Here is a 23,321-nt window from a genome sequence, read left to right on the forward strand (position 1 = left end):
CAGATGCAAAAGCTGAGCGTCAGTTCATATGGGTTCCTTCCCACTGATCCACACCCGTCAGCCAATATCTAACCGTATCATTTTGCAATGCTGCTTGTGAGCATACGAGTAAAATAACTAGCGTAATGATGATTTTCTTCAATACGCTGCTCACTTCATCCGTTAGCTTAATCATTTTTTGGCGGTTTGTTTTTTTATGTAACAGATTTCGTGTCATATGGATAACCCCTCCCTCTTTCTGGGTAGTTTTCCATAATTAACGAATGTTATTCAGCGATTACGATATTCCAGCTGCTTCTCAAAGCAGTACCTGATAACCTTTTGCCGCTCTGAATCATTAATGCTCACATATTTAATCATAGCCTGCTTCCTTCCGGATTCAAGCTGGACAACACGTACGACTTCCCCTCGGAAAAAAGCATGTTCAATGGTCCCGTTCTTAAACGGAACTAGCAACCAGCACTCTAGTACTTGTTCAGGTGCGATCTGCCATTTCCCATCACAAATAAAGGAGATTCCGCCACCGCCAACATCATCGGTTTCACATACAAACCGGATGTTGCTTGACATTTTAACTGCAATCTCAAGTTCAGCTGATACGCGCAAGAAGCTGCGTCTTTGAACTTTAGTAATGCGATCCAGTTCAGGCCTGCGAATTTTTATAAGTTTAACAACGCCATCCTCTTTGAATCCAAGGACATGTGAATCGAAATAATTTTTTATGCCATCCTCTGATACAAAATAAACAGAAAGTTCATCTCCTAAAAAAAGGCGCTTGTACCTTCCTGATTTCTCGCTGATTGGAACTTCTATTAGTAAGCCGTCCTCTTGCTCATCGGCAATACGGGACTTGTATTCAATCGCTGCTTCCTCTTCGTCTGACGATGCGATCTGATAGTAAAGCATTTGGTTCACTTTTGGCAACAAATTGACTCCCCCCATTTACATGTCATTATAACACGTCGATTTGAGGGGAGCCATATCGTTATTTGTCAGAAGCTGCCTTAGAATCTGCGTGAGACATTTCCTCAATCGATTCTTCCGTGCCGGTTTCTGCATTGATATATACGCGATAAATCGAACCGTTCATATTACCCGTATACTCATAGCAAAGAGCCTCTTTGCCTAAATCGTTGAAGATGATCGCCAATTGTTCGGTTTGCACCTTCATCTCCGGATTTAACGCCTTCCTTGCCTCAGCTTTTGTAATCGTTGGACTAGGTATCTTGCGAGTGTGATGTTGATACACATAATCATTTGCTTGCAAGCCTACCGTCTGCCCTTTATCAAGAGCAACCTTCAAGGTCAATTTATCAGGGTAAATAAGAACCCCGTTCTGCGTACCTACATAGGTAAATGCGCCTGTATTTTCATACTTGTCGTAGCTAATAGCTTTCATATCTTTAAATCCGTGTTTCTTCAAGAAGGAATCAGCCGATGCTTTTGCCTCTTCAAAAGTCACTTTCGCTTCTCCAATATCACGAGAATTCAAAAAGTAGAGAAGCTGGCCGCCTTTTTCCGTAAAATCCATTTGAAGCGTACTGTCCTTGCCTTCTTTCACCGTTGCTGAGAACGAAGCATATTCAGTTCCCTTCGCATTTTCAACAACACGGATGTCAGCATTAGGAACATCAGTAAACTTAGCCGCTTCTTTTTTAATTTCTTCAGCGGTCACCATGTTTCCGCCAAGCATTTTAATCGTACGCTTCTGATACATGCTGCTAACGGAAGGGCCCCAATTGATTTCTGGATATTCACTTACCTTCTTGTCTACCGATCTAAAGCCGTCAATAATAATGTTGGGGTCACTTGCGTTTTTGGCAGCTGCGATTTCAGCGTCCATCCAGCGCAGACGGTTGTTCAGCACATCCTTCTGCATCTTTGACAAATCCTTCGATATTTCCTGTGAATTCGTATAGAGCGTCTTAAGCGTCTTGAATTCATCAGGCGAAAGCGGCTGCTTCGTCAAGTCGCGAACAGATGTCTTGTATGCAAAGTTTGCAATGCGCGACAGAAAGTCTTCTGCTTCATTGAAAGGAAGCATCGATACAGGAAGCTGGTTGATCTCATTTTGCGCTTGGCTCGTTAAACGCCATACATTGACAAGCCCTTTGCGATGAAAGGCTTGTGAGGTGGAGTTAACAGCTAGCGTGTTGCCTAATTGCTGATGCAGCTGCTCAACATGGTTAGTCAAATCGTGAAACGCTCGTTGATATTGGTTTTCAGCCTTTATCAAAACTGCGTTTTTCTCTTGTTGCTCTTGATAACCCCAGTAGGCAGCGCCGATAAACAGCACTGTCATAATGGGAAATAGAATTGAACTGAGTCGACGGTACATAATACAAAAGCTCCTTTCTTGTGCAAAACCTGGTTTTAGTTTGGTTTGCCCAAGGGAGCTTTATGCATCCATCTATTTATTTGTCATTGCTGCATCTATTTCCCTAAAATACGCTATGCTCTTCAATTTCCAGATCATTTGCATTGTTGCAAATACATTGCTTAAAGCCAGTATCAATCGAATCTTTTTCTCTTCGTCCGCGAAGCACAAATTTTTCTCCGCATAGATTGCATCTAATCGTTACCTTAATTCTTGCAGCCTCCATAAGCCCCTCCTCAGCCATTATTCGAACGCCATCATTTCAGGCATTACAATATAATGTAAGTATGGACGGATCGACTACAGTTTAATCTCATCTTCACGGACCATAAATCGAAAGGGCGACCGTGCATTCGCATGACTCATTTTGCGCAAGCCCCATATCCAAAGCACGATCATAAACGGAATAATAAAATACATCCAATTTGTGCGCAACGTAATCATGATCCAATCGTAAGTACCATGTAGAAGCACTGGCAGCAAAAGTGAAATGCCTAAGAAATAGACGGTTTTGTTTTTTGGAGCAAACTTCGCTTTCCCTAAATAATAGCCCATCATTATACCGAACAAGGCATGGCCAGAAACGGGAAGCAGCGCCCTCACGAGAAGCGTGCCGAACGTAGCAGGCGAGTAAATGGCATACAAAACATTTTCTAAGGTTGCGAAGCCAAGCGAAATGGCTGATGCATAAACGATTCCATCGTAAGGCTCGTCAAATTCGGTATGGTTGTATATGACATGATACAGTACGAACCATTTCACGAACTCTTCTACGCCTGCGGATTCGCCAAAGGCAAATATGAGCGAGTGATCGCCAAGCCAAAGCTGAAGTCCCCGCTGAATAACCATGATCGGTACAACGACAAGAATGCCTAGCACAAACATTCTTGCTACCATGTGGATAGGCTCCGCTTCATAACGATCTCTCAAATATAAATAAGTAAGCAGCGAAACGCCTGGCGCAACAGCCGCAGTCAAAACGGAAAACAACAGCATTCTTCCCCTACTTTCTTACACCCAGCCACGATAGCGTACAGCTTCAGCCATTTTGCGTACACCGGCCATATAAGCTGCAAGACGCATATCGACCTTACGGGTGCGGTGTATTTCATACACTTGGTTGAAGCCCCTTATCATCATAAGCTTCAGCTTATCATCCACTTCTTGTTCATCCCAATAATAGCCTTGATTATTTTGCACCCATTCAAAATAGGACACGATGACGCCACCGCTGCTCGCGAGCACATCCGGAATAAGCAAAATGCCTTTGTCCGACAGGATTCGCGTAGCTTCCAGCGTCGTTGGGCCATTCGCTGCTTCTACTACGATGGTTGCTTTAATGAGATGGGCATTTTGTTCCGTTATTTGATTCTCGATTGCCGCAGGCACAAGCACATCACAATCGAGCTCGAGCAGCTCAGCATTCGTTATTGTGTTCGTAAACAAGTTCGTTACATTGCCAAAGGAATCTCGACGATCGAGCAAATATTCTATATCGAGTCCTTCTTTATTATACAACGCCGCGTTCACATCGGAAATACCTATCACGCGCGCACCGGCCTCATGCATGAATTTGGCAAGATAACTTCCAGCATTACCAAAGCCTTGAATGACGATTCGCGCATCTTTTATGTCTATATTTTTCATGTTCAAAGCCTCATGGATCATCATAACGACCCCTCTGGCTGTAGCTGTCTCTCTTCCTTTGGACCCGCCAAGCACAAGCGGCTTCCCTGTTATAAAGCCTGGAGAATCAAATTCACGAATGCGGCTATACTCGTCCATCATCCAAGCCATAATCTGTGAATTTGTCATCACATCAGGTGCAGGAATATCTTTGCTTGGTCCTACGATTTGGCTGATGGCCCGCACATACCCTCGGCTTAAATTCTCAATTTCTCGGAAAGACATCGTTCTTGGATCGCAAATAACGCCGCCTTTTCCGCCGCCATAGGGCAGATCCGCAATTCCACATTTTAGACTCATCCAAATGGACAAAGCCTTAACCTCATTTTCAGTGACGGCTGGATGAAAACGCACACCGCCTTTTGTAGGTCCTACCGCATCATTATGCTGTGCTCGATAGCCCGTAAACACTTTTGTTTTGCCATCATCCATCCGAACTGGAATACGGACGGTCAGAAGCCTCATGGGCTCCTTCAATAAATCAATCATATCCTGATCATAGCCAAGCCTGCGCAGCGCTTCTTCAATAACAATCTGAGTAGAATGCAACACATCGTTTGCTTCTTTATCACTCATTCCATTCACCGCCTTTGTCTACATCTAATATGAGCGCCTTTTCCTTCGTATATTCCATTATTATGACATGCTACATGCAAGAAGAGCATCGTACAGACAAAATCAGCCTGCAGATGCTCTATCTGTGTACATTTGATTAAAAATTAAAATGATTACATATTTCCCTTACCGCTGTTTCGGGTATAATCACTTTTCCGTACTCTTCCAACATGGCATAGGTTACCGATGTTGCTTCACCATATTCAGCGAGCAATGCAATAACAGCGTTATGCCTGGAAGCCTCGATAAGAGCAGGTTCCAGCGCTAATATATATTTGCCATGATAGGAGTACAATCGTCCGTCTTCCGTAAGCGTAGAGCTTAGCAATTGCTTGCAAACCGATATGACATCCTCAAAATCGCGGAAAGAGTACATCACAATATCGCTTTGCTCAAGCGTCACTTCCATCTCGTATATTTCGTCTTCCGTGTCGTCATCTTCAGTTGGCCTATCGCCTGCATGACTGTTCATTTTGCCACGGGTGACAATCACTACCATACCTTGAGCGGGGAGGGCAAACACTTCGACCGCTAATGGGCCGCTGGCATCGAATCCAAGTTCACTATATGCTTGATCCATCATTTCACTGAATAGTTCGTGTACTTTTGGAATTTCGCGCCACATGTCGTCCTTCTGGATCCCCCGTTCCAGCAGGTCGTCGAACGTCAGGAAAATCCGAATCTTATCCTGGCTCAGTCGTTCGATTTTCATGACAGGATCCTCCTCTGCAGCATCTGTTGTAATAGCGTATGAATTTCTAAGTAAGATGTGATCAAATTGACCAAATCATGCTATGTAACTACTTTATCATGTCTTTTCACTGATTGCACTAATAATGAACGAAAAAAAGAATCGTTTGATCGCATCGCATTTCTGCTTTGCGTCCCTACGATTCTGCATGCTTGCTGCTTTACTTAGTGGGAAAAGGCTGACGATTCCGCTTTGATCTTGTCCGCTTCCTTCTTCAATGAGGGATCGCTGTTTACGATAGCCTCAATTTGTCCCCAAGCGGCTTCGGATTTTACGGCGGTATCGTCTGAATGCTTTGGGGAAAGCGCAGACGCATTTCCCTTCACAGATTTACTCATCATTTTCGCAACAGAATTGCGTGCAACATTGGAACAAACGTCAGAAAACGCATGTGCTGCCCATGATACTGCTCCAGGCTTTCTGCGCGAGATATATACCGTTGCTGCTGCGCCAATTATTCCACCGACTAAAAAGCCACTTAACCTCATGATCTCGAACACCTCTTTCCTAATTCATCTTGCGTATTCAGTTGTTAGTTTGACCGACAAGCAGAAGCGCCATTCCATATAAAATAAGGAAATCATCCTTATCCTTCGATTAGGCAAATATGATACAATGATGTCGTTTCAGCAGCATTTACATCAAAATTATGGAGGGCAAGCATCATGAAGCGTAACCTGCCTATAATCATTCTGCTTCTCGGGTCGCTTCTAACGGCCTGCAGTGCGCAGCAGCAAAACGAGAGCCAGCAGTCTTCAACTGAAGCCACTGAGACAGCAGCCGTACCCGAGACTTCACCAAGCTCAAACAATGCTATAAACGATGATACAGTCGTAACGAGTGAGGAACCTACGCCAACCGCTTCGAGTGAGCAGGAAACCAGCATAACAGCACTATATCGAATGAGCGAAGCCTATCGCTTCGTACCGATTGAAGAGAGTACATCGAGCAAGGTTGTTTTGCTTACTTTCGATGATGGGCCAAAAGATGAAACCGTCTTAACCAGCATGCTTGATACCCTTGATAAACATAAAGCTAAAGCGATTTTTTTCGTAAATGGTTATCGGGTGAAAAAAAATCCCAATCTGTTGAAGCTCATTGATGAACGCGGACAAACAATCGGCAACCATTCTTGGGATCATAACGATTTGAAAAAAGAAGCTAAAGAAGTCGTTGAACAGCAAATCGGCGATGTTCAAACAGACGTCGAAGCTTTAATAGATAAAAAACCATTGTTTTTCCGCCCCCCGTACGGCTCTGGCGGTGATACGGTTAAGGAAATTGCAAAAAACCACGGCATGCTTTACATGACGTGGTCAAATGGTTCCCTTGATTGGGATAAAACGGCCAAAAACAAGCCTGAGGTTGTCATTAAAAATGTGCTGGAGCAGCTGCATCCAGGCGCAAACATACTTATGCATGAGCTGCAATGGACTGCCGATGCTCTTGATGAGCTGCTCACCTCACTTGAAAACAAAGGCTACGGATTCATTGATCCAGCCACCATTGAGGTCATTCGCTAAATTTTAAGCCATACCAAAAAAGTCCACCAACTAAACTTACAAACAATAGGAACAATAAATTGTAATAAAACTTTGTAACCTTATTCATTTGTGTAGGATGTTTCTTTCGCCGAGGCGGCAGAGCTTCTCCCTGATTGGAATCCGTTCCGATGATGGACGGCTCTGCCGTCTCTTCATGCTGTGCTGAAGCTCTCGAATTTCCAAACTTTTCTTTCCTGCTCATGACTCCCTCCTGAATCTTATAATTAAACCCATGATGAAATCGATCAAAAAGTGTGCAATAATCGGTGCCCAAATCGTACCTGATTCCATATAAATCCAGCCTAAGCCGTAGCTAATCGAAAATACGAGTCCAGTAGGAATCCAATGTTTTAAATACCTTACATGAATAGTAGCAAAAATTATGCTTGTCCAATAGGGACCTATGGCATGCTGAATCGCCCCGCGAAAGAGCAATTCCTCACAAATAGCTACAACTAAGGAAATAACTGCAATATGCCAAACCTTCCGCGTCCGAAAAATACGATCATTTACTCCGCCGTCATCGCTTGCTTCCTCTGGAACAAAGCGCGAAATAAGCAGGTCAACTACAATTACAGCTGCTGCTAAGCCTGCACCCCAATAAACAAAAGCAAGCTCCTTTGGAGGCGTAAATAAAGCAATCACATTTTGATGCTGAAATAAAACCCATATTAAACCGATAATAAAAGTAAATGCTTGCGTAGCATATAAATTGATTAACAACATGCGGTCATCTAGCTCATCAACGGACACCTTTCGAATGCGAATATTGCGAATATCAAATTTCTTCATAGCTTCCCGCCTGTCTGGAACGTTCATATTTTCTTTTTCGACCTTTTCACCTATACTGGTAGAACAAATCGACAGAATTATTTTTTTACATAGAAGGAGATAGAGATAGAGATGGAAAAAAAATTAACGACGACCGCAATGTTATTCAGTGTTGGATTTGTATTTCTACTTATTTGTACAGTTGGAGCCTTTTTCTATGGCATTCAAATTGGCACTGAAAAGACGAAAGCCCGCTATGTGAATGAAGCAGATGACGCAAAAACAACAACCGCTTCAGCAACCCCTTACCAGCAACAAGACTTGGTATCGTTCTATCATACTGTATTTCTTCCTTATCGTGAATTTCAAAACGAATGGTTCGCAGCTATGAACAAATTATCGCAAGGAAAGTCATTTGAAGCAACTTCTATGTTTAAAGATTTGGCAAGACTTGCTAGCGCCAAAGCAGATGAAGCAAGCTCGATTGATATGCAAAAATCTCCACTGCTCGGAGAAGCTCAGGTTAGTTACATACGAAGTCTAAAACTATTTAATGAAGCTGCTGTCAACGCAGCGGCTAGTGCAAAGAAATTATCCTTTAATGAATTGATGAAAAATGTCGAACAAGATAAAACCTATCTCTCTGCCGCTCAATTTGCACTAAACGCTCAGCAGCAATATTACTCTGCTATGCTGAAATGGTCAGCAACGGTAGATCTTGATATTCCTTCAGAATACAAGGCTCCAGCTCTGCTGGAACTGTCAGCATGGAAAAACTTTAACATTACGATAAAAAACAAACTAATGGCTGATCAGCTAATGACTCGTAAAAAACTTACTGCCTATTATCCGCAGGATTTAACAAGTCGAGTAGATGAGCTTGTCCTCTCTGGACAAGCAGCCAAGTTAAAATTGCATTCCGTATCTGCAGTTGTTGATTTGCTGATTAATACGGAAGCCGTTCGTTCAGGTGATTTCAATGAGAGCAAATCAAGGCTCTATCAACAGGCACTTCTGCCGCAACTGCCTTTTTTCTACCCTGAAACAAATTAAATTCCAATTCCTTTGTTAATCATATTGAAACCCTTGTAAAGAGGCTATAGCCGCCATCCCACCGGTAACGTTGTGAAGGCTGCTGTAGCCTTTTTCTTCTAAGTAATTGCAAACCGCTACACTTCGTACGCCATGAGCGCAGATGATATAGATAGGCAGCGTGTCGTCAAGCTCATTCAGTCGCACAGGAATCGTGTTCATTGGAATTAATTTTGAAGTCTCCAAATGATAAAACTCCCATTCAAACTCTTCTCTTACATCTATGATTTGACTTGCTTCTACTTGTCCATTCCCTAGCAGATCAAGCAAAAATTGCGGTGTCACATCCTGCCATTTCGTCATGAATAAAGACCTCCATTGTCGTAAATTGTTGCTAATGATGCTTGAATCATAACGAAATTTTCACAATTCAGCAAGTTTGAGGATTGCTTTTGTCCACCACATTGCTTTAAAATAGAAAAGTCTAAGTTCGATGATCAAACTCTCGACCCGCTGCTGCACAACGGTGCCGGGTAGAGGGTTTTTCTGTTCATATTAAGCGAAGCCTAATAGCTTCGCCCCATTTTAGGAGGCATACTTCACATGTTTAAAGTGTTAGTTTCCGATCCAATCAGCGATTTGGGCATTCAGCAGCTTGTTGATGCGTCAGATGTCGCAGTCGACAAAAAACCTGGACTCAGCGAAGACGAATTAGTTGCAATTATTGGTGAATACGATGCGTTGCTTGTACGCAGCCAAACCCGCGTAACAGCAAAAATTATGGAAGCTGGCAAACAGCTTAAAGTAGTTGGCCGTGCAGGTGTTGGCGTCGATAATATTGACCTAGACGCAGCAACTCAGCGCGGTATCATCGTAATCAATGCACCAGATGGCAACACCATTACAACTTGTGAGCATACATTTGCTATGATGATGGCGGTAGCCCGTCATATTCCACAAGCGTACATGAAAACAGTAAATGGAACATGGGATCGCAAATCCTTCCTGGGCGTTGAGCTTCGCGGCAAAACGCTAGGCGTACTCGGTATGGGACGTATCGGCAGCGAAGTTGCCAAACGTGCAAAAGCCTTCGGCATGGATATTTTGGGTTATGACCCGTTTATGACAGAAGAAAGAGCAACAAAAATCGGCGTGAAGCTTGCTAGCGTAGATGAAATTGTTAGAGGTGCAGATTTCATGACTGTACATACACCTTTAACGCCTGAAACTCGCCATATGATCGGCAAAGCTCAATTTGAAGTGATGAAACCCGGCATGCGTATTGTAAACTGCGCGCGCGGCGGCATCATCGATGAGATTGCTTTGGTTGATGCAGTGGATGCTGGTATTGTCGCTGGCGCCGCATTCGACGTGTTCGAAGTGGAGCCTCCTGCTAATGACCATCCTTTCTTGACACATCCAAAAATTATCGTAACTCCGCATCTTGGCGCTTCGACTGTTGAAGCACAAGAAAACGTTGCGATTGACGTCTCGGAGCAAGTGCTTCATATTCTCCGCAGCGAGCCATTTATCAATGCAGTGAACATGCCTCCGATTCCGGCAAACCTGCAAAGCATTCTTCAGCCATACTTTACTCTTGGCGAGAAGCTTGGCAACTTTATTGCACAATCAACTGAAGGTGCTGTAACCGAAATCGTTGTTGGTTATGCTGGTGAGCTCGCAGAGGTTGATACGCAGCCACTCACTCGTTATATCGTTCGCGGCGTTCTAGCGCATCACCTTGGCGCAGAGCAGGTTAATGTGGTTAACTCCCTTCACCTTGCGAAAGTGCGCGATGTAAACATCGTCGTTCAAAAATCGCATGCTTCGAAAGACTTTACGAACCTGGTAACCGTGTCCCTTCGTACGAAAAAAGAAGAACGTGTTGTTTCCGGCACATTGCTCACTGGATACGGACCTCGTATTGTTCAAATCGACAAGTTCCCAGTTGATGTGACGCCTGAAGGAAACCTAATTCTAATCTCGCATAACGATAAGCCTGGTATTATCGGACGAGTTGGAACGCTTCTGGGCAACAATGACGTTAACATTGCAACGATGCAAGTAGGTCGTCAGCTTGTTGGCGGCTCCGCAATCATGGTTCTGCGTGTGGATAAAGCGACACCTAAGGAAGTGCTTGAGCAGCTTACAAGCATGCCTGAGTTAAACACAGCCAAAGAAATTACACTTTTTTAAATAAATTTGTTTACTATATAGGAGAAGAGCCTGCTGAATGAATCGGCAGGCTCTTCTTTTGTTTCACGAACAACAAGAATTATCTTCTGCTTTCTACAAAAAAAGCGCCCCAAGCTGGAGCGCTTTGACAACTATTGATGAGCTTCGACAGGAAGTAAGATTGTAAACGATGTCCCTGTACCCGAACTGCTTTCGACTACAATTCGACCCTGATGAAGATCGATCAGATTTTTTACGATGGCAAGTCCAAGACCCGTTCCACTTGATGAGCCGCGTTTACGCGCTTTATCTGCCTTATAGAAGCGTTCGAATATAAAAGGTACATCCTCGGTTGGAATCCCTTGCCCCTCGTCTCTGACGCGAAGCTCCACATACTGTCTTCCGTTTACGTTTGCATGCTGACCTGAAATAGTAATCGACTTGCCCGATGGCGTATGCCGCAAAGCGTTGTCGAGAAGATTAGTCAATACTTGCTCCAATCTATCCTCGTCTGCTTCCTTAACAAGCAGCGACTCATTGGGCAGATCCGCGACTAGCCTCACCTCGCGCTCCTTCGCATACACCTGGAATTTCCGATGTACCCGCTTCAAGACATGAGCGAGATCTATCTCTTGGAAGTTCATATCGACGTGGCCGGCTTCCATTCTAGCGATATCCAGGAAATCATTTACGAGTCTACCCATTCGCAGTGATTCATCATAAATAACTTGAACGAGCTCCTTGCGATCTTCCTCAGACACGACAATATCATCAAGCAATGCTTCACTATAGCCTTGCAGCATCGATAGCGGCGTCCTGATCTCATGTGAAATGTTAGCCACAAAATCTCGTCTCAGCTTCTCAAGCTTATGCTCCTCCGTTACGTTACGGATAACAGCAACAGCCCCGCGAATTACATCCTTCGACTGCAGCGGAGCCATTACAACTGACCACACGCTGCTTAGAACATGAACCTTATCGGTAACATCCCTGCCCTCTTCCATCACTCTTTGAAACAACTCGCGGAGCGGCATTGGAACCTCGGAATATACAGTCGAGCTCTCGGACTCATCCTCTTGCCATGCAAGCTCTACTCCTGACCACTGATTGATTAGCAAATGACCAACTGGATTCGTAAGTATGACTTTACCTTCCGCATCGAAGGTAATGACTGAATCTCCCATGCTTCGCAAAATGCTCGCAAGATGGTTTTTCTCATGATTGATGTCATGAATCAGCTTGTTCAGCTGCTCCGTCATATGGTTAAACGTATCCGCAAGCTCGCCGATCTCATCACTGGAGCGTATATGAACTCGGGTTGTATAATTGCCTTGAGAAATCGATACCGCTGCATCCTTTAGTTGAAGCAGCGGCTGTTGAATTTTTTTGGATAAGAAGAAAGCAAAAAATGTTGATAACAAAAATCCGATAATCGCTGTTACAACAAATAGCACTTTCACCTGATGCGTATTGTTTTCTTTAAACCATATATCAACGTATTGAAGTAAAAATACGCCAACGATAAGCAATACGACAGCAACAAGCAGCATGATTGTCGCCCAGAGCTTTCCAACTACACTGCGGTACAACTTGCCAATCGAACGATGCCACAAGCTCATTTACTTAGGTACCTCTAGCTTATAGCCGACTCCCCAAACGGTAGTAATCATGGATGCCGCATCAGGAGACACTTTATTCAATTTCTCGCGCAAACGTTTTACATGGGTGTCGACAGTCCGCAAGTCACCGAAAAACTCATAATTCCATACATCCTTCAAAAGCTCTTCACGAGAGAACACTTTATCAGGCGATACTGCCAAGTAATGCAGCAGCTCATATTCTTTAGGCGTTAAGCTTACCTCTTGTCCACCAGCTGTTACACGGTGAGCATCATGCTCAATAACCAAATGAGGGAATACAATATTGTTGCTTGAATTAATTTCTTTTGTTAAGAACGCAGTAGCCGAGGATCGTCTCAAGATAGCCTTCACTCGGTAGATAACCTCGCGTGGACTAAAAGGCTTGACGACATAATCGTCCGCGCCAACCTCAAAGCCCTGCACACGGTTCATTTCTTCACCTTTAGCCGTTAGCATAATGACAGGAGTAGCCTTCACTTGACGCAGACGAGAGCACACTTCTACGCCGTCGATTCCTGGCAGCATCACATCAAGCAGAATGAGCGCGTAATCCGTATTTGAAGCTAATCTTAGGGCAGTTTCTCCGTCTTCTGCCTCGTCGATTGTGTAGCCTTCCTTCTCTAAATACATTTTGAGCAAGCGACGGATCCGTTCTTCATCATCAACGACCAAAATACGGCTTGAATAATCAGACATAGGGCAATTCTCCTCTCAATCTAAGTTCTAAACACCAGAATAGGAATGCAAACCTGCAATGACGAGGTTAACCCCAACGAGCGTAAATAGTACAACCACGAAGCCGATTACAGCGAGCCATGCAGAAGGTTTTCCCTGCCAGCCGCGCGATAAACGGAAATGCAAATACGCACTGTAGTACAACCAAGTGATTAAAGCCCAAACCTCTTTCGGGTCCCAGCCCCAGAAACGGCCCCATGCAATATTGGCCCATATCATCGCGAATATTAATGCACCGAGTGTAAAGATCGGAAATCCAATTGCGATGGATCTGTAGCTGATTTCATCCAAATCTTCTGGATCTACGCCATCCATAACAGGATGAATGACTGCTCCGAGCGGCTTTCTGAATACTAAGCGCAGCAAGCCATAAAGCAAGGAGCCTGAAATAATCGTCCATATAACGGTATTAAACTTGCGTCCTGAATTTGCGCCTTCCATCCAAGATGGTGCTTCGAATAATGGCTTGCTCATGCCGAGGAATGATTCATATTCGACCACCTGGCTGTTATAAGGTTTAACAATTGGCGGCAGTGTATAATTTACTGTCTCCGAAGACGTCGACTCTATTCCTTTGGCATCAATAGTAGATGTTTCTTGAATAAATTTCGCTTCATAGCCCATTCCGCGGAACGCGAATACTGCGACGATAAAACCTACAATTAGAATAATCGTATATAAAGAGAACTCGACCCAGAACTGCGATCTTTTTGCTTCTTTTGTTTTGCTTTTGAAATCAACCACTCTTAGCAAATACATGAGGCCAGCAGCAAAACCAACGGCAAAAAATGCTTCGCCGAGAGCGGCTGTCGTTACATGTACTTTTAGCCAGTAGTTGTTTAGAGCCGGTATTAGCGGTTGTACCTCTTGTGGAAACACAGATGCATAAGCAACAATAATTACCGTTAGCGGCAATGAGAACATGCCCAGCAGCGGTTTTCTGTAAATACTGAAGACAATCGTAAATGCAATCATGATTGCCATTCCAAGGAAAGTCATGAATTCATACATATTGCTCGTTGGAATTTGACCGCTTCCAGCCCATCTAGTAAAGAAGAAGGTCAAATGCGATGCAAGACCAAGACTCGAAGTAATGAATGCAATTCGTCCCCAACGCTTCTCATGCTGCAAAGGATCACGATTGCTCCATTTCTTACCCGCAATGGCAATGACATAAAACATAAATGCGAAGCAATACAGGAAAAATGCGACAATAAATGCGTCGCTGCTAAAATCGACTAAGCTCACGCGTTGTTCCCTCCGTTATCTAGCGACTTCGGATCTACGGTTATCCCTATTTTTTTAAGGGCTCCCGCTACATCTGAGCGCATACCGTACCAGTTTTTATTCGTATGAGCGCCCAATGAAAGCTCTCCATTGTCCACTCGCAGCCAAATTCGGCGGTGCTGCCAATAGGACCCCATCAGCAAGCCGAGCATAGAGAACACTGCACCGACCCAAACATATGGCAGCGCCTTATCCATCCTTACATTCAAGTAAGTGGATGCTTCAGAGAAATCTACATTTTCCATACCGTCCACTCGAATTTCGATCTTATCCGCAATACCGTGATTAATGGCATCCTGCGAAAATTTAACTTTATCTTTTTGCATTGGGAAATACATATACGGCTCGCCTTTTGGATCAAGTCCTGGACCTTTAACCGTGTATACGAACGCAGGAGCAATCGGATCACGTGACAAAGTCGTTGGCTCGCCATTGTCGCCAATTGCAAATTCCATGTAATTCGCAAATAAATCAAGGGTGTATGGCCCAAGCTTATGCTGCAGCGCTGAATCCTTCATCGGCAGATCGAACGGACCGTATTTCTCTCCCGTCGCTTTATCTATGAGAATAGGATGCACAGCGTTCAAGCGAGGCGTCGTATCATAATCAAATTGATACAGCTTTAATCCTTTGTACTTAAGCGGCTCGTTGACGATAATATTATGCCGCTCTACTTCTTTAAGCTCTGGTTTCTTGGTTTGATCACTGCAGTTGCTAACGCATTCATAAAGAACCGCTTTTGTCTCAAAAAGCTTCGCACGGCTTATTCCTTTAAGCTTGTCCGGCAATTCTTCGTCTTTATAATACTCTACAGTAAACTTTTCGTTTTTAACATAATAATTCGTATTCGCTATTTGGACCGTATCCCCATCAGGAACCATTATGTAGCTATCCATTTGCCAGCTCGGAATGCTTCTTGCCAATATGGCTAAAAGAAACAAGATAAGGCCGATGTGATTGATGTAGGGTCCCCAGCGGCTAAAACGATTTTTCTCCGCAAGCAGCGCAGAGCCATCTCGATGAATGCGATAACCTTTGCGTTTCAGCTGCATGCCGAAATTTTCAACCCATTTTTCCTCATCGCCTTCAATCTGATATTTAAATACCGTCTTCTGACGATGAATAAATTGCAGATGCTTACGAATTTGCTGCTTGCTGAGCGCTCGATAAAGCGGGAGCACACGATCCAAGCTGCAAATAACGAGTGAGGTGCCAATCATCACAAGCAAGCCAATGAACCACCAGGATTCGTACGTATGTGATAATCCTAGCAAATAATACATTTTGCCAAGAAATCCGTACGTTTCTTCATAATAAACGGATGGATCTAAGTTATTTATGAATGTGTTTTCCTGTGGATAAATTGTTCCAAGCATCGCAGTCAAAAAGGTAATGACGATCAAATAAATCGCAATTTTGACTGACGAGAAAAAATTCCATATTTTATCGATATAATTGGGATTGCTTTTTTGCGATCGACGAGCTACACCATCGTAACGCATTTCTAACGGCAAATCGGAAACCGTATCGTTCACAAGCGGTTTGCCGCAGCTTTCACATAGTACGGTGCCTATCGAATTTTGATGACCGCACTCACATTTTGTGTTTTCAACCACTAACACAATAATACCTCCTACAGCTGAAGAAGCCGTTCAATCCGTTCATCAATTTCCTCTTCCGTCATGCCTCCTACTTTTATTTCCATAATCGTCCCATTTGGATTAATGAAAAAAGTAGTAGGGTATGACTTTAGACCATAGCTGCGTTCTGTCTTGCGATTTACATCGCGCAGAATCGGATAGTTCAAATCAAAACGACGGACAAAATTGTTCACGGTCAACGTGTCCTCGCTTAAATTTATAGCTAAAATCACAAGGCCTTGATCCTTCCATTTTGCATACTGTCGTTCAAACTCCGGCATTTCCTTCACGCACGGTGGACAGAATGTGCCCCAGAAATTAATGACGACAGCTTTCCCCTCATAATCAGACAGTTGTTTAAGATTGCCCTCTAAATCAACAAGCTCAAATGCAGGCGGCTTCCCGCCTTCCTTTAAAGGACCTTTGTCATCCGCGTCAAATAAGGTAGATCCAATTGCGTACCCACCTATGATCAAGACGGCAATCAAAATGACAATTTGTACCGTCTTGCGCGATTTTCCCATAATTGTTTTTCACCACCAGCTTCTTTCTATGCAGCCACGAATATTACCATTATAACGAAAAGTCGACGGCAATTACTGCCGCCGTCGATTACTTTTTATGAACTTTATGTGTCTTGCTTTGCGCTATCGCAAGCAATTCTTTAATTTCCTGAGGCGTGAGATGACGATACTTTCCTCTGCCTAGGTTTTCAAGTCCAACCTCGCCAAAACGAATTCTTTTCAGCCTAATCACCTTATGTCCAATAGCTTCAAACATCCGGCGAACCTGACGGTTCCGGCCTTCAAAAATCGTAATTGTAATCGTTGCTTCATTTCCGTCCGTATCTACATCATGATATTCCACTTCTGCAGGCGCGGTCATGCCATCCTCTAGCTTAATCCCTTTTTGCAACTGCTCCAATGCCGTTCCATGGGGAACGCCCTTAACGGTCGCACGGTATGTTTTGGGAACATGATGACTTGGATGTGTTAACAAATTAGCGAATTCGCCATCATTCGTAAGGATAAGAAGTCCTTCCGTATCATAATCCAATCGACCGACCGGATATACTCGCTCTTTAATACCTGGCAAGAAATCAGAAACCACTTTGCGGCCTTGTGGATCTTTGGCGCTAGTAATGACTCCCTTGGATTTGTTAAGCATGAGATAGAGCTTCTTCTCGCTCCGAATCGGCTTGCCGTTAACCGTAATTGCATCAACCGCTGGATCAGCCTTAACGCCTAGCGTCGTAACCTTCTCACCATTAACCTCAACCATTCCTGCCAAAATCATTTCTTCACATTTGCGTCGGGATGCAATTCCCGCTGCTGCTAATATTTTCTGTAAACGTTCCAATGCTTTCACCTCAATCTCCATCATAACGATATGAAGGAGAAAGTACAAGCTTCACTAGCCGAATATGTATAAGCAAATGAAAATTGCTGCGAAAAAACCGACTATATCGGAAAATAAACCAACTTTTAACGCATAACGTGACTTTCTTATTCCAATCGCTCCAAAATATACAGTAAGCACATACAGGGTTGTATCCGTGCTGCCTTGAATCGTGGAAGCAATTCTGCCGATCATAGAATCCGGGCCAAAGTTTTGAATGAGGTCAGTCGTGAAGGCTAACGAGCCTGCGCCAGTCAAAGGCCGCAAAATCCCGAGCGGCAGCACCTCGCTTGGAATACCAACCCAATCAAAGAGAGGCCGAACTGTTGAAAGCAGCAATTCTAAAGCTCCAGATGAGCGAAACATACTGATAGCAACCATCATGCCAACCAAATGAGGAATGATATTAATCGCTGTACCGAAGCCATCCTTGGCCCCTTCAACAAACGTTTCATAGACAGGTACTTTGCGTCTTAAAGCTGCGTAAAGCGGAATAAATACGATAATGGCAGGAATCATCCATGCGGATAAGCTTGTAAAAATATTATACAATTGCCTCACCTCCGGAAGCTGGTGAAGCCGACTCCTTATTCTCAGGTCTAGGTAGCGATGGAGCTATTGGCGGCGGTGATTTTCTTCGATACCAGCGGTCGGCAAGTATTGCAGCCGTAGTAGCAACAAATGTCGCTGCCAGTGTTGTACCGATAATTTCAGCAGGGTTAGCTGAACCATAATTCATTCGAATGGCAATAAGCGTGGTGGGAATGATCGTAATGCTGGATGTATTTAGCGCAAGCAGCGTGCACATCGCTGGAGTTGCTGTAGCAGGATCAGGATTAAGCTTCTGAAGCTCCTGCATCGCTTTTATCCCCATTGGCGTGGCTGCATTTCCTAACCCAAAGAGATTTGCGCTTAAATTACTCATTATATATCCAAGAGCTGGATGATTGGGAGGAACGTCAGGAAAAAGCTTGCGCACCACAGGCCCGAGCATTCGAGCAAGTGTACGCAGCAGTCCTGCATCCTCCGCTATTCGCATCATGCCAAGCCAAAACACCATGATACTAATTAATCCGAAGCTCACGGTGACTCCCGACTTGGCTCCCTCGAAAGCTGCTTGCGTTACCGCATCCATCTTACCTGTTATCGCAGCTACTACAACGCTCGCTACGATGAAAAACAACCAAATCCAGTTAACCATTTAGGTCGCCTCCCCCTCTACGCACCTATACTGTTTTGCAAGCAATCAACGTCTCCCGCGCAGATTGCATGCTAATGCTCAAATAATGCATCTAATACTTTGATAAAAGAGTCAAATATCGGCCCGCGCTGATCAAACTTGTTTGCTTTATGAAAATCAGCCAGCGATTGTAATGATTTTTGCGATGTCATTGAAAGTTGAAGTCTGCTGCTGTTTGGATCATACACAGGAACAGCACCAATTTGCTGCTCGTTTAAATACCATTCCAGAAATCCGCGCTCTCCTAGCAAATATCGAGTTGTTCCCGCTTCAAGCAGCACAAGACGTGATTGAACATTTCCCGTTTCCTGCTCTTCCAGCGGGTATTTAAAAGATTGTCCAACAGCATAAGGGTAACCAGAAATTTGCTGCCCTTTAACAGCTATCTCTTGAAGCGGATAATGACCAAAACCCCAATCGAGCATTTTTCGGTGATCTGCCCAATCATCGCTGTCATTTATCGTCACAGCAGCAAGCTGTTGACCATTCCTAGTGGCGGAGCTAACTAAGCAGCGCAGTGATTTTTTGGTATAACCTGTCTTTACACCGTCAGCTCCCTCATACATCGTTAGCATTTTATTTTTGTTTGTGTAGCTGTACTCCCATTTCTCATGCGGATTAGGCACTTTTTTTACGCGCGTGCTTACGATTTCTGCAAATACGTCATTTTTCAAAGCATATGCTGTCAGCTTGGCCAAATCATTAGCTGAGGAATAATGCTCATCATCATCCAGCCCATGCGGATTTTTAAATTGCGTATGTTTCAAACCTAGAAAGGTCGCTTTCTCATTCATTAAATGAACAAAACCTTCCTCCGATCCTCCAACATGCTCCGCGATTGCCGTTGCCGCATCGTTGCCTGACCTGAGCATCAGACCATACAACATATGATGCAAACTCATTTCTTCGCCAAGCTGAAGATAAATCGAAGAACCCTCTTTACCAACTGCTCGTTTGCTTGTCTTCACCATATCAGTCAGCTTCCCATGATCTATTGCAACAATAGCTGTCATGATTTTCGTTAAGCTTGCTATCCGCATCGGGGTATCACCATCACTGCTATACAATACTCTACCTGACTCGACATCTATTAGAGCCGACGCTTTGGCATTCGTGTGCAGCTTGGTTGGAGTTGCGCTAACTGAGGGCAATACGCTTGTCCCAATCAATAAAGCAGATAATAATCCAACTGCAGCAAATCGATGCAGCTTTTTGAAATACATATTCATACTTGCCCCTCCCGCAGCGATAGTAGATAAAGCTTGTGTGTGCGTATTTCAGTATATGCCTGTACATGTGGCTCTAGACGAAAAGTAGCTAACAAAAATGAAAAACTGCCCTCTCGGGCAGTTATGTCATCAGTTGTGTTCGTTTGCTTCGACACGTTCACTGATCACAGTTTGAGACGTATCCGTGTATACACCTGTACTCGAAGGCTGCTTCATCATCGATTGCAGCTTATCAAATACATGCGGAGCTGAGTCGATAACCCGCTCAAGCAGATGTGTTTGATTATCGAGCGGAACAATTTTTACGCCATGTGTTCCTACGACCAAGAAGGCAATTGGCGTAATCGACACGCCGCCACCGCTACCGCCGCCGAATGGAAGCGAAACGGAAGCATGCTGTGCATCAGATTGAGAGCCGTTCTTATGATCGGCATCATCTAATCGAATGTCACTGCCTCCTGCTACAAACCCAAAGCCTACTTTGGAGATCGGCATAATAATACTGCCATCCGGCGTTTGGACAGGGTCGCCTACAATAGTATTGACGTCAACCATCTCTTTAATATTTTCCATTGCGGTTTGCATTAAGCCTTGAATAGGATGTTCTGCCATACCTTGACGCCTCCTTTCAATTTCCTCATCCGAACTAAAAGCTGCAGTCCGGCAAGAATAGCATAACCGAAGCGGATTTGAGCTATGCATGACCATTCCGTTGTAAAAGCAGATCGTTGATAAATAGGCTGAACCATCATTTTCGGCTCCGTTTTGAGCTTAACCATTTGGGACAATACGCCAATGATCGATGTTTTTATAGACCAAACAAATCCTGTCGACATTGCCGTCCACATTGCGTCACCGGTTCCTACTGATGTGGACCAGTTCCATTCTAAAAGACGGACCTTCGTCAGCGATTTTCTAACCCATCCCGTTAAGTTTTTCGTCATTTGTAACAGATGTTTTGTTCTTTCCATTAGATGCGCTATTTTTTCTGCGTCAATGTCCTCGTTATATTGTTTCCAAGTGTCAACGGCCACATTCTTTTTTGAAACCTGTTCCTTAAGTTGGATGGAGGTTCCTGTGAACTGAATAATCGGCACTTTAAAGCGGTATCTGAGGATTCCAAATAAGGCCTTTATATTCAACTCAAAATCATCGTTTTGATCTATTCTCCTCAGATGGCCTCTTAATTCGACCTGCGAAGTGAGGCAGACGACCAAAATGAGCAAAAAAAAGAGACCGACCGCCGTCATCCAACCGTAGGGGTAACCGAGCATCATGATGCTTCCTCCGTTTCCCTAATATGGGTTGAATATAGTATGACCCGGCGGCCAAATCTCATTCTTTTATTTCTTCAATTGTCATCTGCGTGCCATCTAATCTCTCGAATAGCAGCTGAGTTTGTTCCTCCAAGGCATCATCGATATCAACGCTGCCTGGTTCTGGCAATTCTTTTATGGACGGCAATCCAAAATAATCTAAAAATGATTTCGTTGTTCCATACAAAATAGGTCTGCCAATCTGCTCGGCGCGGCCAACCTCTTCGATTAAATCCTTTGATACAAGCGATTGAATCGCTCTGTCGCTCTTTACGCCGCGAATTTCTTCAATCGATATTCTTGTTATCGGCTGGCGATAAGCGACGATGGACAGCGTTTCTAATGCAGCTTGTGAAAGCTGCGATCTCGTAGGAGTGTATGCCATACGCTCAAAATAAGGCGCATGCTCCAAATGAGTCGTCAGCCGATAGGAGGCTGCCACCTCTGCGATTTGAATACCGCGCCCCTCGCGCTCCAAATCGCGCTGCAAATCATAAACCAAATCGGAAGCGAGCTCAGCATCCAGCTCCAAAATATCAGCTAGCTGCCGCTTCGTAAGGCCTTCATCACCTGCCATAAACAGCAGGCCCTCAATAATTGTCTTCAACTTCGGATAATCCAATTTGCGACGACTCTCCTCTCCAATGAATGACGATGTCGTCAAATAACTGATGCTGAAAACAACGAATATGTTTCATTTTCATTAATTCCAGAATGGCTAGAAAAGTAACCACGATTTCATGCCTGTCCATGTTCTCGCGAATAAGCCGTGAAAAACGAACCGTTTCGAATTGCTTCAGCACGTCGACAATGTCCCGTATTCGATCCTTAACGGAAATCTCGTCTCGATGTATGGTAGCAACGACATTACGCCTCGATGCGCGGCGCAGCGCCTTTTGAAAGGCATTAATCAAATCCGACAAGTGAAGACCCTCAACCGGATTAACAATCTCTTCCTTCAAAAATGGCGTCATATCCTCAGGTTCCCTTGAATAGACAAGGCTGCGCTCGAATTCCTTCTCGCGCAGCTGCTCGGCTATTTGTTTGAATTTCCGGTATTCTACGAGCTTCTGGATGAGCTCATCACGTGGATCTAATCCGTCATCCGGCCAATCCTCATAGTCTTCCTCAAATACAGGCGGCTTTGGAAGTAGCTGCTTGCTCTTTATCGCCAAAAGGGTTGCCGCCATAACTAAAAATTCACTCGTGACCTCAAGCTCGAGCTCTTTCATCGCATGAAGATAATCCATATATTGAATCGTAATCTCACTGATAGACACCTCATGGATATCGATCTCCGCCTTGTCGATCAAGTGAAGCAGCAGATCCAGCGGCCCCTCAAAAGAATCCAGCTTATAAAGCACTGACACTTACATTTCCTCCCGCCTAGCCTTATCTTCGCTGCTTAGCCTTGCAATTGTTTGGTTAGGTTCGCCATTTCAATTGCGCTTGTAGCAGCCTCATAACCTTTGTTGCCTGCTTTTGTACCAGCACGCTCAATGGCCTGTTCAATCGAATCAACAGTCAATACACCAAAAATAGTCGGAATGCCTGTTTTCAAAGCGATTGCCGCAACTCCTTTTGCTGCTTCGTTGCAAACAAAATCGAAATGCGGAGTTGAACCACGAATAACAGCGCCAAGCGTAATGACAGCATCATACTTTCCGCTTTCCGCCATTTTTTGCGCGATTAAAGGAATTTCAAACGCTCCCGGCACCCATGCTACCTCAACATCTGAATCCTGTGCGCCATGACGTTTGAAAGCATCAAGTGCGCCTCCTAGCAGCTTGCTCGAAATAAACTCATTAAAACGTCCTACTACTACTCCATATTTTAAACCTTCTGATACTAAATGTCCCTCATAAATTCGTGTCATTTGTCATCT

General features: G+C 44.2%; 28 protein-coding genes. 3 read left to right on the top strand and 25 right to left on the bottom strand.

Features of this window, described 5'->3' with window-relative positions; translation table 11 throughout:
* Positions 1 to 19 precede the first annotated feature (19 nt).
* From AC0VYE_RS20640 to AC0VYE_RS20675, 8 genes are all read right to left on the bottom strand, one after another.
* Positions 20 to 217, bottom strand: a complete 198-nt coding sequence (locus tag AC0VYE_RS20640; protein ID WP_475442779.1) for a hypothetical protein — start codon at positions 215 to 217, stop codon at positions 20 to 22.
* Between the two features lie 53 nt (positions 218 to 270).
* Positions 271 to 927, bottom strand: a complete 657-nt coding sequence (locus tag AC0VYE_RS20645) for a flagellar brake protein (protein ID WP_076271363.1) — start codon at positions 925 to 927, stop codon at positions 271 to 273.
* A 58-nt stretch (positions 928 to 985) separates the two neighbouring features.
* Positions 986 to 2,338 carry a germination protein YpeB gene (gene ypeB, locus AC0VYE_RS20650; protein ID WP_475442780.1) on the bottom strand — a complete coding sequence of 451 codons (1,353 nt, stop codon included), beginning with the start codon at positions 2,336 to 2,338 and terminating at the stop codon, positions 986 to 988.
* Positions 2,339 to 2,441: 103 nt separating this feature from the next.
* The gene (locus AC0VYE_RS20655; RefSeq protein WP_179089937.1) at positions 2,442 to 2,603 is read right to left on the bottom strand and encodes a hypothetical protein; all 162 of its coding nucleotides are present in this window, start codon (positions 2,601 to 2,603) and stop codon (positions 2,442 to 2,444) included.
* A 74-nt stretch (positions 2,604 to 2,677) separates the two neighbouring features.
* Positions 2,678 to 3,373, bottom strand: a complete 696-nt coding sequence (gene prsW / locus AC0VYE_RS20660) for a glutamic-type intramembrane protease PrsW (protein WP_076271365.1) — start codon at positions 3,371 to 3,373, stop codon at positions 2,678 to 2,680.
* Positions 3,374 to 3,388: 15 nt separating this feature from the next.
* Positions 3,389 to 4,639 (bottom strand): Glu/Leu/Phe/Val family dehydrogenase, encoded by a 1,251-nt coding sequence (locus AC0VYE_RS20665; protein WP_076271366.1) that lies wholly within the window; start codon positions 4,637 to 4,639, stop codon positions 3,389 to 3,391.
* 136 nt (positions 4,640 to 4,775) lie between these two features.
* Positions 4,776 to 5,390: a genetic competence negative regulator gene (locus tag AC0VYE_RS20670; RefSeq protein WP_076271367.1), complete on the bottom strand. Its 615-nt coding sequence runs from the start codon at positions 5,388 to 5,390 to the stop codon at positions 4,776 to 4,778.
* Between the two features lie 203 nt (positions 5,391 to 5,593).
* The gene (locus AC0VYE_RS20675) at positions 5,594 to 5,917 is read right to left on the bottom strand and encodes a hypothetical protein (RefSeq protein ID WP_475442781.1); all 324 of its coding nucleotides are present in this window, start codon (positions 5,915 to 5,917) and stop codon (positions 5,594 to 5,596) included.
* A 177-nt stretch (positions 5,918 to 6,094) separates the two neighbouring features.
* Between AC0VYE_RS20675 and AC0VYE_RS20680 the strand changes: the two genes are divergently transcribed.
* Positions 6,095 to 6,952 (top strand): polysaccharide deacetylase family protein, encoded by an 858-nt coding sequence (locus tag AC0VYE_RS20680; RefSeq protein WP_475442782.1) that lies wholly within the window; start codon positions 6,095 to 6,097, stop codon positions 6,950 to 6,952.
* Here AC0VYE_RS20680 and AC0VYE_RS20685 read toward each other — a convergent pair.
* Together AC0VYE_RS20685 and AC0VYE_RS20690 are read right to left on the bottom strand one after the other, a co-directional pair.
* Entirely contained in the window at positions 6,942 to 7,175 is a 234-nt protein-coding gene (locus tag AC0VYE_RS20685) for a hypothetical protein (protein ID WP_076271370.1), read from the bottom strand. The two genes, AC0VYE_RS20680 and AC0VYE_RS20685, sit on opposite strands and share 11 nt — an antisense overlap.
* On the bottom strand, positions 7,172 to 7,765 hold the full coding sequence (locus AC0VYE_RS20690; protein WP_076271371.1) for a CPBP family intramembrane glutamic endopeptidase: 594 nt from the start codon (positions 7,763 to 7,765) through the stop codon (positions 7,172 to 7,174). The genes AC0VYE_RS20685 and AC0VYE_RS20690 overlap by 4 nt, the downstream gene beginning before the upstream one ends.
* A gap of 111 nt (positions 7,766 to 7,876) precedes the next feature.
* Between AC0VYE_RS20690 and AC0VYE_RS20695 the strand changes: the two genes are divergently transcribed.
* Positions 7,877 to 8,797 carry a hypothetical protein gene (locus tag AC0VYE_RS20695; RefSeq protein WP_076271372.1) on the top strand — a complete coding sequence of 307 codons (921 nt, stop codon included), beginning with the start codon at positions 7,877 to 7,879 and terminating at the stop codon, positions 8,795 to 8,797.
* A 15-nt stretch (positions 8,798 to 8,812) separates the two neighbouring features.
* Here AC0VYE_RS20695 and AC0VYE_RS20700 read toward each other — a convergent pair whose 3' ends face one another.
* Positions 8,813 to 9,139: a rhodanese-like domain-containing protein gene (locus tag AC0VYE_RS20700; RefSeq protein WP_076271373.1), complete on the bottom strand. Its 327-nt coding sequence runs from the start codon at positions 9,137 to 9,139 to the stop codon at positions 8,813 to 8,815.
* Positions 9,140 to 9,379: 240 nt separating this feature from the next.
* Between AC0VYE_RS20700 and serA the strand changes: the two genes are divergently transcribed.
* Positions 9,380 to 10,972: a phosphoglycerate dehydrogenase gene (gene serA, locus AC0VYE_RS20705; RefSeq protein WP_076271374.1), complete on the top strand. Its 1,593-nt coding sequence runs from the start codon at positions 9,380 to 9,382 to the stop codon at positions 10,970 to 10,972.
* Between the two features lie 131 nt (positions 10,973 to 11,103).
* On the opposite strand, the gene AC0VYE_RS20710 is transcribed toward serA, so the two are convergent.
* The 14 genes from AC0VYE_RS20710 to ribH form a co-directional block, all read right to left on the bottom strand.
* A complete protein-coding gene (locus AC0VYE_RS20710; RefSeq protein ID WP_475442783.1) occupies positions 11,104 to 12,570 on the bottom strand; it encodes a HAMP domain-containing sensor histidine kinase in 1,467 nt (488 codons plus the stop codon).
* Positions 12,571 to 13,287 (bottom strand): response regulator transcription factor, encoded by a 717-nt coding sequence (locus tag AC0VYE_RS20715; protein WP_053376699.1) that lies wholly within the window; start codon positions 13,285 to 13,287, stop codon positions 12,571 to 12,573.
* Positions 13,288 to 13,314: 27 nt separating this feature from the next.
* Positions 13,315 to 14,574 (bottom strand): cytochrome c biogenesis protein CcsA, encoded by a 1,260-nt coding sequence (gene ccsA / locus AC0VYE_RS20720; protein WP_475442784.1) that lies wholly within the window; start codon positions 14,572 to 14,574, stop codon positions 13,315 to 13,317.
* Positions 14,571 to 16,229 carry a cytochrome c biogenesis protein ResB gene (gene resB / locus AC0VYE_RS20725; protein WP_475449670.1) on the bottom strand — a complete coding sequence of 553 codons (1,659 nt, stop codon included), beginning with the start codon at positions 16,227 to 16,229 and terminating at the stop codon, positions 14,571 to 14,573. The genes ccsA and resB overlap by 4 nt, the downstream gene beginning before the upstream one ends.
* A gap of 17 nt (positions 16,230 to 16,246) precedes the next feature.
* Positions 16,247 to 16,777 carry a redoxin domain-containing protein gene (locus AC0VYE_RS20730; RefSeq protein ID WP_441883358.1) on the bottom strand — a complete coding sequence of 177 codons (531 nt, stop codon included), beginning with the start codon at positions 16,775 to 16,777 and terminating at the stop codon, positions 16,247 to 16,249.
* Positions 16,778 to 16,865: 88 nt separating this feature from the next.
* Positions 16,866 to 17,612 carry a pseudouridine synthase gene (locus AC0VYE_RS20735; protein ID WP_054026970.1) on the bottom strand — a complete coding sequence of 249 codons (747 nt, stop codon included), beginning with the start codon at positions 17,610 to 17,612 and terminating at the stop codon, positions 16,866 to 16,868.
* Positions 17,613 to 17,666: 54 nt separating this feature from the next.
* The gene (locus AC0VYE_RS20740; RefSeq protein ID WP_179089938.1) at positions 17,667 to 18,170 is read right to left on the bottom strand and encodes a spore maturation protein; all 504 of its coding nucleotides are present in this window, start codon (positions 18,168 to 18,170) and stop codon (positions 17,667 to 17,669) included.
* A gap of 25 nt (positions 18,171 to 18,195) precedes the next feature.
* On the bottom strand, positions 18,196 to 18,852 hold the full coding sequence (locus AC0VYE_RS20745; protein ID WP_475442785.1) for a nucleoside recognition domain-containing protein: 657 nt from the start codon (positions 18,850 to 18,852) through the stop codon (positions 18,196 to 18,198).
* A 71-nt stretch (positions 18,853 to 18,923) separates the two neighbouring features.
* Complete coding sequence (locus AC0VYE_RS20750) at positions 18,924 to 20,114, bottom strand: D-alanyl-D-alanine carboxypeptidase family protein (protein WP_475449672.1); 1,191 nt, start codon at positions 20,112 to 20,114, stop codon at positions 18,924 to 18,926.
* A 135-nt stretch (positions 20,115 to 20,249) separates the two neighbouring features.
* Positions 20,250 to 20,732 (bottom strand): GerW family sporulation protein, encoded by a 483-nt coding sequence (gene ytfJ / locus AC0VYE_RS20755; RefSeq protein WP_076271380.1) that lies wholly within the window; start codon positions 20,730 to 20,732, stop codon positions 20,250 to 20,252.
* Positions 20,705 to 21,397, bottom strand: coding sequence for a DUF2953 domain-containing protein (locus tag AC0VYE_RS20760; protein WP_076271381.1), 693 nt, complete (start codon positions 21,395 to 21,397; stop codon positions 20,705 to 20,707). Before AC0VYE_RS20760 ends, ytfJ begins: the two co-directional genes overlap by 28 nt.
* A gap of 58 nt (positions 21,398 to 21,455) precedes the next feature.
* Positions 21,456 to 22,058 (bottom strand): SMC-Scp complex subunit ScpB, encoded by a 603-nt coding sequence (gene scpB, locus AC0VYE_RS20765; RefSeq protein WP_076271382.1) that lies wholly within the window; start codon positions 22,056 to 22,058, stop codon positions 21,456 to 21,458.
* Positions 22,027 to 22,806, bottom strand: a complete 780-nt coding sequence (locus AC0VYE_RS20770; RefSeq protein WP_076271383.1) for a segregation and condensation protein A — start codon at positions 22,804 to 22,806, stop codon at positions 22,027 to 22,029. Before AC0VYE_RS20770 ends, scpB begins: the two co-directional genes overlap by 32 nt.
* Positions 22,807 to 22,841: 35 nt before the next feature.
* A complete protein-coding gene (gene ribH / locus AC0VYE_RS20775) occupies positions 22,842 to 23,312 on the bottom strand; it encodes a 6,7-dimethyl-8-ribityllumazine synthase (protein ID WP_053376708.1) in 471 nt (156 codons plus the stop codon).
* Positions 23,313 to 23,321: the final 9 nt, after the last annotated feature.

It is taken from the genome of Pristimantibacillus sp. Z349TD_6, assembly GCF_056173205.1.